The organism is Streptomyces sp. NPDC052496, from assembly GCF_040679095.1.
GTDB lineage: Bacteria > Actinomycetota > Actinomycetes > Streptomycetales > Streptomycetaceae > Streptomyces.
Window position 1 is genome coordinate 165,142 of record NZ_JBFAUH010000002.1, and the last position, 15,500, is coordinate 180,641.

The 15,500-nt window shown below is 72.6% G+C and carries 16 protein-coding genes; 8 read left to right on the plus strand and 8 right to left on the minus strand.

Annotated elements, in window-relative coordinates:
* Positions 1–75 precede the first annotated feature (75 nt).
* Positions 76–570 carry a sec-independent translocase gene (locus AB0L45_RS04195; protein ID WP_365835916.1) on the plus strand — a complete coding sequence of 165 codons (495 nt, stop codon included), beginning with the start codon at positions 76–78 and terminating at the stop codon, positions 568–570.
* Between the two features lie 127 nt (positions 571–697).
* Positions 698–1,408, plus strand: coding sequence for a hypothetical protein (locus AB0L45_RS04200; protein ID WP_365835918.1), 711 nt, complete (start codon positions 698–700; stop codon positions 1,406–1,408).
* Positions 1,409–1,557: 149 nt separating this feature from the next.
* Here the strand turns inward: AB0L45_RS04200 and AB0L45_RS04205 are convergent, their stop codons facing one another.
* The 3 genes from AB0L45_RS04205 to AB0L45_RS04215 form a co-directional block, all read right to left on the minus strand.
* Positions 1,558–2,718 (minus strand): P-loop NTPase, encoded by a 1,161-nt coding sequence (locus tag AB0L45_RS04205; protein ID WP_365835920.1) that lies wholly within the window; start codon positions 2,716–2,718, stop codon positions 1,558–1,560.
* A 149-nt stretch (positions 2,719–2,867) separates the two neighbouring features.
* Positions 2,868–3,458: a DUF1003 domain-containing protein gene (locus AB0L45_RS04210; protein ID WP_365835922.1), complete on the minus strand. Its 591-nt coding sequence runs from the start codon at positions 3,456–3,458 to the stop codon at positions 2,868–2,870.
* Entirely contained in the window at positions 3,448–4,746 is a 1,299-nt protein-coding gene (locus tag AB0L45_RS04215; RefSeq protein ID WP_365835924.1) for a CBS domain-containing protein, read from the minus strand. Before AB0L45_RS04215 ends, AB0L45_RS04210 begins: the two co-directional genes overlap by 11 nt.
* 362 nt (positions 4,747–5,108) lie before the next feature.
* Between AB0L45_RS04215 and AB0L45_RS04220 the strand changes: the two genes are divergently transcribed.
* Positions 5,109–5,822: a hypothetical protein gene (locus tag AB0L45_RS04220; protein ID WP_365836343.1), complete on the plus strand. Its 714-nt coding sequence runs from the start codon at positions 5,109–5,111 to the stop codon at positions 5,820–5,822.
* 114 nt (positions 5,823–5,936) lie between these two features.
* Here AB0L45_RS04220 and AB0L45_RS04225 read toward each other — a convergent pair whose 3' ends face one another.
* Both AB0L45_RS04225 and AB0L45_RS04230 read right to left on the minus strand, forming a co-directional pair.
* Entirely contained in the window at positions 5,937–6,503 is a 567-nt protein-coding gene (locus AB0L45_RS04225) for a hypothetical protein (protein ID WP_365835926.1), read from the minus strand.
* A 46-nt stretch (positions 6,504–6,549) separates the two neighbouring features.
* On the minus strand, positions 6,550–7,686 hold the full coding sequence (locus AB0L45_RS04230; RefSeq protein ID WP_365835928.1) for a magnesium and cobalt transport protein CorA: 1,137 nt from the start codon (positions 7,684–7,686) through the stop codon (positions 6,550–6,552).
* A 509-nt stretch (positions 7,687–8,195) separates the two neighbouring features.
* Here AB0L45_RS04230 and AB0L45_RS04235 point away from each other — a divergent pair.
* Positions 8,196–8,792 (plus strand): suppressor of fused domain protein, encoded by a 597-nt coding sequence (locus tag AB0L45_RS04235; protein ID WP_365835930.1) that lies wholly within the window; start codon positions 8,196–8,198, stop codon positions 8,790–8,792.
* Positions 8,793–8,826: 34 nt separating this feature from the next.
* Here the strand turns inward: AB0L45_RS04235 and AB0L45_RS04240 are convergent, their stop codons facing one another.
* A complete protein-coding gene (locus tag AB0L45_RS04240; protein WP_365835932.1) occupies positions 8,827–10,143 on the minus strand; it encodes an MFS transporter in 1,317 nt (438 codons plus the stop codon).
* 211 nt (positions 10,144–10,354) lie between these two features.
* Here AB0L45_RS04240 and AB0L45_RS04245 point away from each other — a divergent pair, with 211 nt between their 5' ends.
* The 3 genes from AB0L45_RS04245 (at position 10,355) to AB0L45_RS04255 (ending at position 12,861) form a co-directional block, all read left to right on the plus strand.
* Positions 10,355–10,993, plus strand: a complete 639-nt coding sequence (locus tag AB0L45_RS04245; RefSeq protein ID WP_365835934.1) for a DUF6758 family protein — start codon at positions 10,355–10,357, stop codon at positions 10,991–10,993.
* 185 nt (positions 10,994–11,178) lie between these two features.
* Complete coding sequence (locus AB0L45_RS04250) at positions 11,179–12,033, plus strand: PHP domain-containing protein (RefSeq protein WP_365835935.1); 855 nt, start codon at positions 11,179–11,181, stop codon at positions 12,031–12,033.
* 222 nt (positions 12,034–12,255) lie between these two features.
* Positions 12,256–12,861, plus strand: a complete 606-nt coding sequence (locus tag AB0L45_RS04255; protein WP_365835937.1) for a MarC family protein — start codon at positions 12,256–12,258, stop codon at positions 12,859–12,861.
* A 170-nt stretch (positions 12,862–13,031) separates the two neighbouring features.
* Here AB0L45_RS04255 and AB0L45_RS04260 read toward each other — a convergent pair whose 3' ends face one another.
* Positions 13,032–13,184, minus strand: a complete 153-nt coding sequence (locus AB0L45_RS04260) for a hypothetical protein (RefSeq protein ID WP_003985759.1) — start codon at positions 13,182–13,184, stop codon at positions 13,032–13,034.
* Positions 13,185–13,396: 212 nt separating this feature from the next.
* On the opposite strand from AB0L45_RS04260, the gene AB0L45_RS04265 reads away from it, so the two are divergent.
* Positions 13,397–14,347 (plus strand): NYN domain-containing protein, encoded by a 951-nt coding sequence (locus AB0L45_RS04265; protein WP_365835939.1) that lies wholly within the window; start codon positions 13,397–13,399, stop codon positions 14,345–14,347.
* Here the strand turns inward: AB0L45_RS04265 and AB0L45_RS04270 are convergent.
* Positions 14,344–15,225 (minus strand): alpha/beta hydrolase, encoded by an 882-nt coding sequence (locus tag AB0L45_RS04270; protein ID WP_365835941.1) that lies wholly within the window; start codon positions 15,223–15,225, stop codon positions 14,344–14,346. The genes AB0L45_RS04265 and AB0L45_RS04270 overlap by 4 nt on opposite strands.
* Positions 15,226–15,500: the final 275 nt, after the last annotated feature.

Here is a 15,500-nt window from a genome sequence, read left to right on the forward strand (position 1 = left end):
GGCCCATAGGCCCGACACGTCCCCCAGGCCCTTCCAGGCCCTGGTAGGCCACGGATTACCCCAAGGAGCTGCAAGGTGTTCTTCGACATAGGACCCCTAGAGCTGGTCGCGCTCGTGATCCTTGCGGTACTGATCTTCGGGCCGGACAAGCTGCCCAAGGTGATCGCCGATGTCATGGGGTTCGTGCGCAAGGTGCGGGCGTTCTCGGACAACGCCAAGGAGGACATCCGCAGCGAGCTGGGGCCGGAGTTCAAGGACTTCGAGTTCGAGGACCTCAAGCCGCGGAACTTCGTGCGCAAGCACGTGCTGGAGAACGACCAGTACGGCCTCCAGGAGATCCGTAACGGCTTCGACCTGAAGAAGGAGATGGCCGAGGTCACGGACGCCGTGCACGGCGTCGACAGCGCCTCCGCCGCCGACCGGGGAGCCGCGCCCCGGGTGAGCTTCAGCAAGGACGTGCCGGACTCGACGGCCGGCTCCGGGGGCGGGTCCGCCGCGCCGGACATGTTCACCAAGCGCGCGAAGCCGGCCCAGCAGGAGCGCCCGCCGTTCGATCCGGATGCCACCTGACTCGTCTTATGCCTGCCTTATGCCCGCTGGTGCCGAGCGGGTTGACTATGCTCCCCGTGTCCGGGGTGAGGTCGCCTGAGGGGGGCGGGCCGCCCACGACGCAGGGCAACTAGGAGGCTCCGCGCAGATGGAGACGACGGGTCGGGCAGGAGTTCAGGCGGCCACCGCCGGCACCGGACGGAAGGTCGACGGTTATCTGTCGGCCGCGTTCCCGTGGTACGGACTCGACGACGCGTTCACCGGTCCCCGCTGGCTGCTGCAGGTCGGCGCGGCCGCGGACGGCACGGTCGAGCACGGCGCGACCGGCCACGGCCAGCAGCCCACGATAAAGGTGGAGAGCCGGCCGGAAGCGGAGCGCTTCGCGGTGGTGGTGACCGTCGCCAGCCGCCCCGTCAGGCGCAGCGCCGACGGCACGGGGGTCCTGGACGCCACGTCCACGTCCACGGCGGCCTGGCTCGCCGGATCGGGCCTGCTGTCACGTACGTGGCCGACACAGATGGACCGCACGCTCCGCCAGGACTGGCTCGACCAGCAGACGATGCTGGCCTGGGAGCTGGCGGACGATCTCGGCGGCGAGGGCTGGAGCGCGCTGACGCTGCCGGTGGACGGCGTACCGACGCCGTTCCGCTACCGCGAGTCGGAGTACGGCTGGGTGCTGGCCGGCTCGGCGGGCGACGGCCCCGAAGGCGTGCACATCGGGGCGTACGGGCGCGGGATGAGCGCGTACGGGCTGGGCTTCGCGGTGGTCAAGGACATCGCCGCGTACGAGAGCGAAGACCACGGCGCGAGGGCGGAGGACGCCGGCGACGTGCCCGCGGAAGGCGTGGCGGCGGAGTGAGCTGAGCGCACGCGGGGGCGGGCCAGGCCGCGCCGCTCGGGCACGAGCCCCGGCACCGCGCACACCGGCCGTACGACGACGCAGGGGCGGACCCGACGGGCCCGCCCCTCCGCATGTCCCGGCAGCCACTCAGGCCGCCCCGGACCGGCTCAGAACTTGTTGCGCGGCGTGATCCCCAGCGACATGCCCGACAGGCCGCGCTGCCGGCCGCCCAGCTTGCCGGCGATGGCGCGGATGGCCGCGCCGGCGGGGGACTCCGGGTCGGTCAGCACGACCGGCTTGCCCTCGTCGCCGCCCTCGCGCAGCCGTACGTCGATCGGGATGGCGCCCAGCACCGGCACCTGCGCGCCGGTCGTCTTCGTCAGGCCCTCGGCGACCCGCTCGCCGCCGCCGGACCCGAACACGTCCACCATCTCGTCGCAGTGCGGGCAGGGCAGCCCGGACATGTTCTCCACCACGCCGACGATCTTCTGGTGGGTCTGTACGGCGATCGACCCGGCCCGCTCGGCGACCTCCGCGGCGGCCTGCTGCGGGGTGGTGACGACCAGGATCTCGGCGTTCGGGACGAGCTGCGCCACCGAGATGGCGATGTCGCCGGTGCCCGGGGGCAGGTCGAGCAGCAGGACGTCCAGGTCGCCCCAGTACACGTCGGCCAGGAACTGCTGGAGCGCGCGGTGCAGCATCGGGCCGCGCCAGACCACCGGCGCGTTGCCCGGGGTGAACATGCCGATGGAGATCACCTTCACGCCGTTGGCCGACGGCGGCATGATCATGTTCTCGACCTGGGTGGGACGGCCGTCCGCGCCCAGCATCCGGGGCACCGAGTGACCGTAGATGTCGGCGTCCACCACGCCGACCTTCAGGCCGTCGGCCGCCATCGCCGCGGCCAGGTTGACCGTCACCGACGACTTGCCGACGCCGCCCTTGCCGGAGGCGACCGCGTAGACCCGGGTCAGCGAGCCCGGCTTGGCGAACGGCACCTCGCGCTCGGCGGTGCCGCCGCGCAGCGACGACGCCAGCTCCTTGCGCTGCTCGTCGCTCATCACGTCCAGCTCGACGGAGACGCCGGTGACCCCTTCGACGCGGCCCACGGCCGCGCGCACGTTCGACGTGATCGTCTCGCGCATCGGACAGCCGGCGACCGTCAGGTAGACCGCCACCGCCACCGCGCCGTCCGCCGCGATCTGCACCGATTTGACCATGCCCAGTTCGGTGATGGGGCGGTGGATCTCGGGATCGTTCACCGTGGCGAGCGCGGCGTGGACCGCGTCCTCGCTGGGCGCTGCGCCTTGGGGCGTGTCGGTAGCCATGCCGAAATACTACGGCCGCGCGAAGCGCGTCCCAAAGGGGCGGTGGTCGGGCGACGGGTGGGCGTACGGGGCCGGTGGGGGCCTCCGGAAAGGCCGGTGGGCGGTCGTGTTCGTCACTCCGGGCGCCTGTCCCGCTCCGCTCGCCGGGGCTACTCCCGGCGCCGGCTTTCCTGCTCGCTCTCCGCGTCCACCATCCGGCGCAGCTCCAGCTCCTTGAGCAGGTCCTGGAGTTCGGAGCGGATCCAGTCCCGGGTGGCCACCTCGCCCAGGCCCAGCCGCAGCGCCGCGATCTCCCGGGTCAGGTACTCGGTGTCGGCGATGGCGCGCTCGTTCTGCTTGCGGTCCTGCTCGCGGGTGACCCGGTCCCGGTCGTCCTGCCGGTTCTGGGCGAGCAGGATCAGCGGGGCCGCGTAGGACGCCTGGAGCGAGAGCATCAGGGTCAGGAAGATGAACGGATAGTTGTCGAAGCGCAGGTGGCCGGGTGCGAAAACGTTCCAGCCGATCCACAGCACGATGAGGACCGTCATCCAGACGATGAACCGGCCGGTCCCCAGGAACCGGGCGATCTTCTCCGACAGCCGCCCGAACGCCTCCGGGTCGTACTCCGGCAGCAGACTCCGGCGGGGCGCGCGCGGCTGGTCCAGGCGCACCCGGGGGCGCCCGCCGCCCAGCCCGGGCCCCGGCGTCGTACTCAGCGCCCGCGCGCGCTCCTTGACACCGTCCCGTTCCTCAGCGCCCATCGTCCGGCTCTCCCTCCCGGTCCGCCGCCGCGCCCGGCGGGCCGTGCATCTCCGCCTCGCGCCAGTCGTCGGGCAGCAGATGGTCCAGTACGTCGTCGACGGTCACCGCGCCCAGCAGGGAACCGCTCTCGTCCACCACCGGCGCCGCCACCATGTTGTACGTCGCCAGGTAGCTGGTCACCTCGTTCAGCGGGGTACCCGGCGGCAGCGGCGGCAGATCGGTGTCCGCGACGGAGCTGACCAGCGTGAACGGCGGGTCGCGCAGCAGCCGCTGGAAGTGCACCAGCCCCAGGTACTTGCCGGTCGGCGTCTCGTCCGGCGGCCGGCACACGTACACCTGCGCCGCCAGCGACGGCGACAGGTCCGGGTCACGCACCCGGGCCAGCGCGTCCGCGATCGTCGCGTCCGGCCGCAGCACGATCGGCTCCGTGGTCATCAGACCGCCCGCGGTGCGCTCCTCGTACGCCATCAGACGCCGTACGTCCGCCGCGTCGTCCGGCCGCATCAGGCCCAGCAGCCGTTCCTTCTCCTCCTCCGGCAGCTCCGAGAGCAGGTCGGCGGCGTCGTCCGGGTCCATCGCCTCCAGGACGTCGGCGGCCCGCTCCTCCGCGAGCTTGCCCATGATCTCGACCCGGTCGTCCTCCGGCAGCTCCTCCAGCACGTCCGCCAGCCGGTCGTCGTCCAGTGCGGCGGCCACCTCGCCGCGCCGCTTCGGGGACAGGTGGTGCAGGGCGCTGGCCAGGTCAGCGGGGCGCAGCTGCTCGAAGGTGGCGAGCAGGTTCTCGGCGCCCTGCCCGTGCTCCTCCAGGGAGAACCCGGTCACCGCCGACCAGTCCACGGTCAGCGCCTCTCCCTTGCGGCGCAGCGCCCCGCCCTTGCCCTTCCGCACGAAGACCTTGTCGATCTCCCAGTCGCGGCGGGCCGGCAGCTGGATGATGCCGATGTCCAGGACGGTGGCCTCCTCGCCCGTCTCTACCAGGCTCACCCGGCGGTCCAGCAGCTCGCCGAGGACCAGGGTCTCCGACGCGCGCTGCTCGAAGCGCCGCATGTTCACCACGCCGGTGGTGATGACCTGGCCGGACTCCACACCCGTCACCCGCGTCATCGGCAGGAAGATCCGGCGGCGGCTGACGACCTCGACGACCAGCCCCAGCAGCCGGGGCGGCCGGCCGCCCACCCGCAACATCGCGACCAGGTCACGCACCCGGCCGACCTGGTCGCCGTTGGGGTCGAAGACGGCGACGCCCGCGAGGTGGGAGACGAACACCCGGGGGGTGACCACCGCCATGCCGAGTGCCTCCGCTTCCGTTCCGCTGTGCCGTAGCGGGCCGCCGCGTCGCTGCGCGGCCGCGCCCGCTCTTCCCTGGCGTTACGTGTTGCCGCTTCTCCGCAGGTCACGCCCCGCGGCGGGGCGTGATCCGAAATTCAGGCTAACGTGCGCCGACCGGTGCCGCCCCGGGGGGAAGGGCCGTACGGTGTCCACCGCGCACTCCGCCGTACGGCGTGCCCGGGCCCGGGTACGCTGCCGTACTGCCGTCGAGGTCATCCGTATCAGGAGGCAGAACCGTCGTGACCGCTTTCCCCTCGGCAGGCCCCGCCGGGGCCTGCCCGCGCCGACCGGCCGTATCCCAGCGCAGGCGCGGCGCGGCGCTGACGGCGGCGGTGTGCGCGGTGCTCGCCGGGGCGCTGGCGGGGTGCGCGGCGGAGGACCCGGACGCCGGGACCAACGGGGTCGGCAAGCTGCCCGCCGACAAGATCCAGAGCAAGGCGCAGACGGCCGCCCACGGCGCCGGGACGGTACGGCTCTCCGGCCATCTCGTCAGCCAGGGCCGCACCTACAAGCTGGACATGCGGCTCGGCCCCCAGGGCGCCCGGGGGGAACTCGCCACCGCGGCGGCGACCTTCCAGCTCCTGCGGGTCGGCGGCGCGCTGTACCTCAAGGCGGACGCCGGTTTCTGGGCCCGCGAGAAGAACGCCAACCCGTCGAAGAAGGACGAGACGTCCGCCTCCAAGCTCGTCGGCAAGTACGTGAAGGTGCCGGCCACGGACCCCGTCTACAAACGCTTCAGCGGCTTCACGGACAAGGACGTCCTGCTCAACAGCCTGCTGGGCCTGCACGGCACGCTCACCACCGGTGACCGCGGCACCCTCGACGGCACCCGCACCGTCCGCATCGCCGCCGGCCAGGGCGCGGGCGGCACCCTCGACGTCTCCCTGGAGGGGCAGCCGTACCCGCTCCGGCTGCGCCGCGCGGGCGGCGCGGGCGAGGTACGCCTGACCGACTGGGGCAAGCCGGTGGAGATCCAGGCACCGGCGGACAGCCAGGTCGTCGATTACGGGAAGCAGATCACGATCGGCGACTGAAGCCCGACGGCCGCCGCCCCTGCCCGCCAGGCGCGCGCTCCGCGCCTCAGCGCCCCCGCGCGCTTCAGCGCCTCCCCGGACGCGCCTCAGCGCTTCAGCGCCGCCCCACGCGCCTCAGCGCTTCCGCTTGCCCCGCAGCAGCTTGGGCAGCGCCGCCGGAATGGGCTGCCGCGTGGTGGCCGGAGTGGGCAGTGGGCGGGCGGCCTGGGAGGAGGCGTCGAAGTCCGTGGCGGCCGGCGCGTCCGTGACCGGCTCCAGCCGCAGCACCCGGCACTCGCGTGCCCAGCGCCGCGGCATCGTCTCCGCGTCCGGCGCGTTCAGCCGCTTGCCCTTGAGGTCCTCCACGGCGGCCTGCCACGCCTCGCCGTCCGGCGTCAGCTCGGTGACCCGGGCCTGCCAGCTCACCAGCCGGCCGCCCTTGTCCTTGCTGCGTACGGTGACGGTCGCGGTGCCGCCGTCGGCCAGGCCGAGGTCGTGCAGCGGCTGCTCGTCGCCCGGGTCGGCCGCCCGGCCCGTACCGCCGGAGCCCGCGCCGACCACGCACGCGGCGCCGTCGTGCCAGACATGCCACAGGGCCCGCGCCGGGCCGGTGGTGCCCCGTACCCAGATGAGGCCGGACTTCTTCGTGGCCTCTTCGATGAGCGCGCGGTCCAGCAGCGCCTGCGACACGGTGTCCGTCATGGGATCAGCCTAATGGGCGGCGGCCGTGCCACCCGGCGGACGGCTCCTACAGCCAGCCGTTGCGCTTGAAGCCGCGGTGGATGCCGAAGCAGATGCCGACCGTGACGAGCAGCACGAGCGGGTAGCCGTACTTCCACTTCAGCTCGGGCATGTACTCGAAGTTCATGCCGTAGATCCCGGCGATCATCGTCGGTACGGCGAAGATCGCCGCCCACGAGGTGATCTTGCGCATGTCCTCGTTCTGGGCCACCGTCGCCTGCGCCAGGTTGGCCTGGAGGATCGAGTTGAGCAGGTCGTCGAAGGAGAGCACCTGCTCGTTGACCCGGGCCAGGTGGTCGGCCACGTCCCGGAAGTACTTCTGGATGTCGCAGTCGACCAGCCGCATCGGCCGCTCGCTCAGCACCTGCATCGGCCGCAGCAGCGGCGACACGGCCCGCTTGAACTCCAGCACCTCGCGCTTGAGTTGGTAGATCCGCCCGGCGTCGCCACCCTTCGCCGAGCCCTTGCCGGCGCTCGCGCTCTTGCCGTCCGAGCCGGAGCTGAAGACGTCGATCTCCACCTCGTCGATGTCGTCCTGCATCGCGCCGGCCACCGCGATGTAGCCGTCCACCACCTGGTCGGCGATGGCGTGCAGCACCGCGGACGGGCCCTTGCCGAGCAGCTCGGGGTCGTCCTGGAGGCGGTGGCGCAGGGCGCGCAGCGAGCCCTGGCCGCCGTGCCGCACGGTCACGATGAAGTCCCGGCCGGTGAAGCACATCACCTCGCCGGTCTCGACCACCTCGCTGGTGGCGGTCAGCTCCGTGTGCTCGACGTAGTGCACCGTCTTGAAGACGGTGAACAGGGTGTCGTCGTAGCGCTCCAGCTTGGGCCGCTGGTGGGCGTGGACCGCGTCCTCCACGGCCAGCGGGTGCAGCCCGAACTCCCGCGCGATCTCGGCGAATTCGCCCTCGGTGGGCTCGTGCAGCCCGATCCAGGCGAAGCCCCCGTCGGCCCGTACGCCCGCCATCGCCTGGGACGGGGTGACGTGGTCGCTGACGCGCCGCCCGTCGCGGTAGACGCCGCAGTCCACGATGGCGCTGTTGGTGTGGGCCGCCTCGCGGTGGCCGGTGTCGTACTTGTACGGGGCGTCCTCGCGCCGCTTGGACGGGCGGACGGCAGCACGCAGGTCACGGATCATCGACATGGGCAGGCTCCTTCACGGGCCGGCCGCCAGCCGCGGGCACGCGGCGTAACGCTGCCCGGAACGTGGACGTACGCGATGGCGTCGGTCATACGTCCGCAAAGCGGGCGGCGCTCCGTGCGCAGGTCTGACGGCAGTTCGCAGAAAACACGGAAACGAGAGTCGAAGGCGCTCTTCCGTCATCTACTTCCGGCGCGAAGGCACTTCACGGGTTTGACCGCGTACGGCTGGGGTACGGAAGCCCCTGGATCAAGAAAGCCGCTGGGCGCGCTGGGGGATGACAGGAGAACTGTCGGTACTGCACGGTCGACTTGGATCCACCGCAGCCCCACCTCCTCCGGCCGGTCCCCGCTGGGGGACGAACGTCATTCCCTGACCAGACGGCAAGGCTATCAGCCGTCAGAACCGATCAGGCGCGCCTTTGCCCGTTCCATACGAACAGCCGCCACCCGCGGCACGGCGGCCCGCCGGGCGGCCGCGGCCGGTCCCGTGCCCCGGCCTATGCTCGCGGCATGTCTGACGTTCTTGAGCTGGTCGAAGCCCGCCTGCGTACGACCCTGGGCGAGCCGGACGCGCGCGCCGCCGTCACCTTCCTCGGGACCGACCGTATCGAGGTCCTGCGCTTCACCGGCGGCGGCCCGGACGGCGATCTGGTGCGTTACGTCACCCTCGGGATGTCGGACCGGCCGATGACCGACCCCACGGCGGTACTGGCCGACCCGCTGCGCGGCCCGCGCGCCGAACTGCTGCTCTCGGTCAAGGCCGGCCGCGCCGACACCGACAAGGTGCTGCGGCCGCTCGCCGTCCTCGCCGCGTCCCCGCAGGTCGAGGGCGTGATCGTGGCACCGGGGGCGTCGCTGGACGTGGGCGAGCCACTGTGGCCGGGCGCGCCGTTCACCTCCGTACTGGTGGCGGAGCCGGGCGGCCTGGTCGAGGACCTGGAGCTGGACGAGCCGCTGGATCCGGTCCGCTTCCTGCCGCTGCTGCCGATGACGCCCAACGAGGCCGCCTGGAAGCGGGTGCACGGCGCCGAGGCGCTCCAGGAGCGGTGGCTCAAGGGCGGCACGGATCTGCGCGATCCGCTGCGTACGGGCGTGGCGCTGACGTAGCTCCGCGCCCGTACCCGGCCGCGGTGAGGCTGCCTCAGCGGGCGAAGGCGGACACGCCGTCCTCGGTGGCGTGCCGCGGCTCCAGCTCGTGCGCCCGTACGGTCAGCGACCGGCGCCGTACGGCCACGATGCCCGCACCGACCAGCGCCGCCAGCGCGGCGACCACGAACGGGAGGTGCACGTCGGTCCACTCCTCGATCTTCGGCGCCAGGAACGGCGCGGCCGCCGCGGCGAACCAGCGCACGAAGTTGTAGCCCGCGCTCGCCACCGGCCGCGGCGCGTCGGAGACGCCGAGCGCCAGTTCCGTGAAGACGGTGTTGTTCAGGCCGATGAAGGCGCCGGACAGGATCGTGCAGACCACGGCCGTGACGTGGTTGCCGTATCCGAGGACCAGGAGGTCGGCGGCGAGCAGCACCAGGGAACCGCCCAGGACCTTCAGCGACCCGAAGCGCTCCTGGAGGCGCGGCGCCACCAGCACGGAGAAGACGGCGAGCAGCACGCCCCAGGCGAAGAAGACCCCGCCGGACTTGTACGGGCTCATGTCCAGCACGAACGGCGTGAAGGCCAGCACCGTGAAGAACGCGTAGTTGTAGAAGAACGCGGAGACGGCGGTGGAGGCCAGGCCGCCGTGGCCCAGCGCCTTGACCGGGTCCAGCAGGGACGTCTTACGGGCCGGCCGCGGCTGTTCCTTGAGGAAGACCGTGATGGCGACGAAGCCGACGGCCATCAGGACGGCGGTACCGAAGAAGGGGTAGCGCCACTTCATGTCGCCGAGGACCGCGCCGAGCAGCGGTCCGCAGGCCATGCCGAGGCCGAGCGCCGACTCGTACAGCAGGATCGCCGCGGCGCTGCCGCCCGCCTGTCGCCCGCCACCGCCCCCAGCCGAATCGCTTCGCGATGCCCCCATCGGATTCGCAGCCCCCACGATGACGGCGAGCGAGGTGGAGACGAACAGCGCGTTGCCCAGCCCCCAGCCGGCCCGGAAGCCGACCAGTTCGCCCACCGAGGAGGACGTGCCGGACAGCGCCGCGAAGGCGACCACCAGCGCGAGGCCGGCGAGCAGCGTCTTGCGGCCGCCGATCCGGCTGGAGACGAAGCCGGTGACCAGCATCGCGACCGCGGTGATCAGGAAGTAGGAGGTGAACAGCAGGGAGACCTGGCTGTTGGAGGCGTCGAGCCCCGTGGCGATCGAGGGCAGGATCGGGTCGACGAGGCCGATGCCCATGAAGGCGACGACCGAGGCGCCCGCCGTGGCCCATACGGCCATCGGCTGGCGCAGGATGCTGCTCCCGCCCTCGTCGAACGGATCGCCTTCGGCGCCGCCGTGGCCGCTCTTGCCGTGTGCCGGCATGCCGTTGTCCCCTTCCTGATCCGGTCGCGGGCGCCGGGGCCGCGTGTCCGCCGGGGCCGGCACCACCGCAAGAAACGTTGCTGTATACACACAATAAGTTAGCCGCCCTAAAGAGTGCAAGATGCAACTACTGATGGGGGAGGACCGGCCGGGACGCCGGATGGGTGATCGTCCTTGACGCGGCGCCCGGCCGGGAGGACCGTGGGGCTCTATGAGGGGCGAACCCAGTTGCCCGAAGTGCGGTGGCCGGGTGCGGGCGCCCGGTCTCTTTGCCGACTCCTGGCAGTGCGGCGTGCACGGCACCGTGCATCCTCTGCAACCGGTCGTCCCGCCCAGCGTCGAAGCGCTGGCCGTGGTCGTACGCCGTGCCCAGGTGCCGGTGTGGATGCCGTGGCCGCTGCCCGTCGGCTGGCTGTTCACGGGTGTGGCCTGCGCGGGCGACGACCGCAGCGGCGGGCGCGCCACCACGGTGGCCTGCTCCGGGCCGGGACCGCTCGGCGGGCCCGGCGAACTGCTGCTGATCGCGGAGGAGCTGGGCGTCGGCCTCGGCGCGCGCTACGCGGGCATCGACGGCCCCGACCCGGGCCCGCACATGTGCGTGAACAAGCCGCCGCACGTGAAGGTCCTGGCAGCCGGCCGCCCGACCCCGCTCTGGCACGTCGAGGGCGCGCCGGAGGACCGCGCGGTCTTCGCCGGAGAGGCGCGCGGCCTGTGGCTGTGGGCAGTGGTCTGGCCCGCCGAGTCCGGCCTGCTGCTGTACGACGAACTGGTCCTGACCGACCTGCGGGACGCGGGCGCCGAGGTCGACCTGCTGCCGTGCGGGGCGCTGTCCCCTCGATTGCTGACGTGAGGTAGGCCCGGGGCAATGAGGGCTGCGGGGGGCGGCTGTGGGGGCGCGGTCCTGTACGGGCGTACGCGAGGGGCTGCGGGGCGCTGCCGGGGGGGCGGGCGCGTGTTCGAGGGGGCGGTGGGGGGCCGGTATCCTGCTGAGGTCCCCTTGGCCGGCCTCGCAGCAGCAGTCTGGAGATCAGCGTCGTGCGCATCGATCTGCACACCCACTCCACTGCTTCCGACGGTACGGACACCCCTGCTGAGCTGGTGCGCAACGCCGCGGCGGCCGGGCTGGACGTCGTCGCGCTGACCGACCACGACTCCGTGGGCGGCTACGCCGAGGCCCGGGCCGCGCTGCCCCGGAGGCTCACGCTGGTCACCGGTGCCGAGCTGTCCTGCCGCGTCGGCGGGGTGAGCATGCACATGCTGGCGTACCTCTTCGACCCCGATGAGCCCGAGCTGGCCCGCGAGCGGGAGCTGGTCCGCGACGACCGGGTGCCGCGCGCCCGGGGCATGGTGGCCAAGCTCCAGGAACTGGGCGTTCCGGTCACCTGGGAGCAGGTGGCGCGGATCGCCGGCGACGGTGCCGTGGGCCGGCCGCACGTCGCCGCCGCGATGGTGGAACTGGGCGTCGTCGAGACCGTCTCCGACGCCTTCACGGCGCAGTGGCTCGCCAACGACGGCCGGGCCTACGTCGACAAGCACGAACTCGACCCGTTCGACGCGGTCCGGCTGGTCAAGGCCGCGGGCGGGGTGACCGTCTTCGCGCACCCGCTGGCCGTCAAGCGGGGGCGGACCGTCCCCGAGAGCGTCATCGCCGACCTGGCGGCGGCGGGACTGGACGGCGTCGAGGTGGACCACATGGACCACGACGACGCCGCGCGCTCCCGGCTGCGCGGCCTCGCGGCCGACCTCGGCCTGCTGACCACCGGGTCCAGCGACTACCACGGCAGCCGCAAGACCGTGGCCCTCGGCGAGTACACCACCGACCCCGAGATATACGGCGAGATCGTGCGCCGCGCGACCGGCGCCTTCCCCGTTCCCGGCGCGGGCGGCTGACCCGTACCGCGTTCCGGCCGGCGGGCACGGCCCCTCCTGGCCGGACGGGCACGGCCGCGCTCCGGCCGGCCGGCGGGCGTATGTCCCGCGCGCCCCGTACGGGCCGCTGCCGCCCGCTCACGCGCCCGCGCACGTAGCCCCGCGCTCTCCCTCTTCTCTCCCGCCCCTCCCTCCTCTCACGCACCACAGCTCTCACGTACCACCTCCTGCAAGGCCATCACTGTGTTCGACTTCGCTGTCTTCAGTACGCTCTTCGTCACCCTGTTCGTGATCATGGATCCGCCCGGGATCATCCCGATCTTCCTCGCCCTCAGCTCCGGCCGCCCCGCCAAGGTGCAGCGGAAGATGGCCTGGCAGGCGGCCACCGTCGCGTTCTGCGTCATCGCCGTCTTCGGGCTCTTCGGCGAGCAGATCCTCGGCCGGCTGCACATCACCCCGCCCGCGCTGATGATCGCGGGCGGGCTGCTGCTCCTGCTCGTCGCGCTCAGCCTGCTGACCGGCAAGTCGGAGCAGCCGACGCAGACCAAGGACGTCAACGTGGCGCTGGTGCCGCTGGGGATGCCGCTGCTGGCGGGGCCGGGCGCGATCGTCTCGGTGATCCTGGCGGTGCAGCACGCGGACGGGATCAGCGGTGAGGTGTCGGTGTGGGCGGCGATCGTCGCCATCCACGTGGTGCTCTACGTCGTGATGCGCTTCTCGCTGGTCATCATCCGGGTGATCAAGGACGGCGGGGTGGTGCTGGTGACCCGGCTGGCCGGCATGATGCTCTCCGCGCTCGCGGTGCAGCAGATCATCAACGGCGTCATGCAGGTCGTACGCGGCGGCTGAGCGGGCCGCGGGCTCGCGGGGACGGGTGGCCGACGGCCTGGGGCCCGCAAGCCGCCGAGGCCCGGGCCCGGGCCCGAACGCGCGAAGCGCCCCGCGCGAAGGATTCGTGCGGGGCGCTCCGTGCGCCGGACATGGCGCGTCATGCGCTCATGAGTGACGCGGTCGTGTCGTCATCGGGCGGCGGTATCGGCTGGGCGGATGTAGATGCGCTGGCCGACTGCGGCGGCCTGCTGCACGATCCGGTTGACGGAGGCGGCGTCCACGACGGTGCTGTCCACGGCGGTGCCGTCGACATCGTCCAGGCGCATGATCTCGAAGCGCATCACGGCTTCTCCCTTCGTCTGATCCTCCTGCGGAGAACTTTGCTGTTGTACGGGGTACTCGCGGGGCGTCGGTGCCCTGCGTTCCCAGTGGGTACAACGACATGCTCCCTGCAATCATTCCCTACGCTAAAGAAAATTTTCGGTCGTCTAAATACTGGCGGGTACTGAGAGCGGTTGTGCGCGCTGAGTGACCGGCCGGACAATGGGCCCGTATGAACGACGACGCCCGGCCCACCGGCCCCTCACCCGACCTCGCCGCCGTACTCGCGGGTATCGAGCGCACCAACGAGCTGCTCACCCGGGTGCTCGCCGAGGTCGCCACCACCCCGTCCACCCATGCGGCCTTCGTCGACGCGGGCTATGTGTACGCGGCCGCCGGCCGACTGGTCGCCGGCACCGAGGACCGCAGGGCCTTCGAGCTGGACGCCGAGGGGCTCATCGAGGCGTTCATCGACAAGGCCCGCATGATCTTCCCGGACAGCCGGCTGCTGCGCGTGTACTGGTACGACGGCGCCCGGCGCCGCATCCACACCGCGGAGCAGCAGCGCGTCGCCGAGCTGCCGGACGTCAAGGTCCGGCTCGGCAACCTCAACGCCAACAACCAGCAGAAGGGCGTCGACTCGCTGATCCGCTCCGACCTGGAGTCACTGGCCCGGCACCGGGCGATCAGCGACGCGGTCCTCATCGGCGGCGACGAGGACCTGGTCTCCGCGGTGGAGGCCGCGCAGGGCTACGGCGCCCGGGTGCACCTGTGGGGCATCGAGGCCGTCGGCGGGCGCAACCAGGCCGAGCCGCTGCTGTGGGAGGTCGACAGCCAGCGCACCTTCGACCTGGAGTTCTGCAAGCCGTACGTGACCCGGCGGGTCGCCGTCGCCCAGGACCACGGGGACGCGGCGGCCGACGGCACCGGCAGCGGCGGCACGCCGCCCGCGCGCGACGACGTGCGCTTCGTCGGCGCCCGGGTCGCCGCGCGCTGGCTGGGCGAACGCGGCGTCCCCTGGGTCACCGAGCTGCTGCCCGGCCACCCGTACCTGCCGGGCGCCGTCGACCAGGAGCTGCTGACGGCCGCCGAAGCGCTGCTGCACCACTCGCTGCGCGGGCACGCCGACCTGCGGCGGGCGCTGCGGGACGGCTTCTGGGAGCACGTACAGGCGCAGTGTTAGCGGCCGGGCTCGGACCCCGCCCGGTGGGTGCCGTGCCAGAACTCCGCGACCGCCGCCGCCGTCTCGGCCGGCCGCTCCACGTTGGGGGAGTGCTCCGCGCCCTCGACGACCGTCCGCCGGGCCCCCAGCCGCCCGGCCATCGCGTCCATCTCCGGCACCGGCCAGGCGTAGTCCACGACGCCCGACACGACGTGCTTGGGCAGCGGTACGGCGGCCAGCTCCGCCACCCGGTCCGGTTCCGAGACCATCTGCCGCCCGGTGGCGATCAGCTGCTGCGGAACGGTGTTCATCCAGCGCTGGTGGAGGAAGGCGCCGATCTCCGGCGGAGTGCTCGCGTCCTCCGCCTCCGGCGGGTCCAGCTCGCGCATGGCCAGCCACACCGCCTGCATGTCCAGCGTCCCGAGGGCGTCGATGAGCATCCGTACACGGGCCTGCTGGGGTGCGGCGATGGCGGCCGGACCCGAACTCACGACGGTCACGGAACGGAAGGCCGTGGGGTCGCGCAGGACGGCGGCGCGGGTGAGCAGACCGCCGAGGGAGTGGCCCAGGAGGTGCACCGGGCCGTCGCCCAGGGCGCGCGCCTGGGCGATGATGTCCTGCGCCAACTCGCCCTGCGCGTAAGCGGTTTCGTCGTGCGGGCCGGGTGACTCGTGCTGGCCGCGGCCGTCCACGGCCACCACCCGGAAGCCCGCGGCGGCCAGCGGGGCCAGGAGGGCGATGAAGTCCTCCTTGCTGCCGGTGAACCCGGGCACGAGCAGCGCCGTCCCGGCCGGCGTCCCGTCGGGCCGGGCATCGTGGACGGCGAACTCGCCGCGCTCGGTGACGAGTCGGCGCGCGCGGGCGCACGAGGGCAAGGTGAGGGTCGGCGGCCTGCTCATGGCACGAGGCTATCCGGGGCGCGCGGCACCGATGCGCGCGGGCGCACACGCCGACGGCCCGGCCCCCGCGTGCGCGGGAACCGGGCCGTCGTGCGTCCGGGCTCAGCCTTCGGGATCAGCCCTCGGCCGGGGCCTCCGCCGCGGCCTTCTTGGCGGCCGTCTTGCGGGTACGGCGCGGCTTGGCCGGAGCCTCGTCCGCAGCGGCACCCGCCTCGGCGGCCGGGGCCGCCTCAGCCTTCGCAGCAGCCGTCTTGCGGGTGCGGCGGGGCTTGGCG

Bases quoted from the DNA above. Each gene is read 5' to 3' on its own strand.
- AB0L45_RS04235 (WP_365835930.1), top strand. From the start codon at position 8,196: ATGTCTGACGTTCTTGAGCTGGTCGAAGCCCGCCTGCGTACGACCCTG.
- AB0L45_RS04270 (WP_365835941.1), bottom strand. From the start codon at position 15,225: ATGAGCAGGCCGCCGACCCTCACCTTGCCCTCGTGCGCCCGCGCGCGC.
- AB0L45_RS04230 (WP_365835928.1), bottom strand. From the start codon at position 7,686: ATGTCGATGATCCGTGACCTGCGTGCTGCCGTCCGCCCGTCCAAGCGG.
- AB0L45_RS04240 (WP_365835932.1), bottom strand. From the start codon at position 10,143: ATGCCGGCACACGGCAAGAGCGGCCACGGCGGCGCCGAAGGCGATCCG.
- AB0L45_RS04205 (WP_365835920.1), bottom strand. From the start codon at position 2,718: ATGGCTACCGACACGCCCCAAGGCGCAGCGCCCAGCGAGGACGCGGTC.
- AB0L45_RS04215 (WP_365835924.1), bottom strand. From the start codon at position 4,746: ATGGCGGTGGTCACCCCCCGGGTGTTCGTCTCCCACCTCGCGGGCGTC.
- AB0L45_RS04210 (WP_365835922.1), bottom strand. From the start codon at position 3,458: ATGGGCGCTGAGGAACGGGACGGTGTCAAGGAGCGCGCGCGGGCGCTG.
- AB0L45_RS04200 (WP_365835918.1), top strand. From the start codon at position 698: ATGGAGACGACGGGTCGGGCAGGAGTTCAGGCGGCCACCGCCGGCACC.
- AB0L45_RS04245 (WP_365835934.1), top strand. From the start codon at position 10,355: ATGAGGGGCGAACCCAGTTGCCCGAAGTGCGGTGGCCGGGTGCGGGCG.
- AB0L45_RS04260 (WP_003985759.1), bottom strand. From the start codon at position 13,184: ATGCGCTTCGAGATCATGCGCCTGGACGATGTCGACGGCACCGCCGTG.
- AB0L45_RS04225 (WP_365835926.1), bottom strand. From the start codon at position 6,503: ATGACGGACACCGTGTCGCAGGCGCTGCTGGACCGCGCGCTCATCGAA.
- AB0L45_RS04265 (WP_365835939.1), top strand. From the start codon at position 13,397: ATGAACGACGACGCCCGGCCCACCGGCCCCTCACCCGACCTCGCCGCC.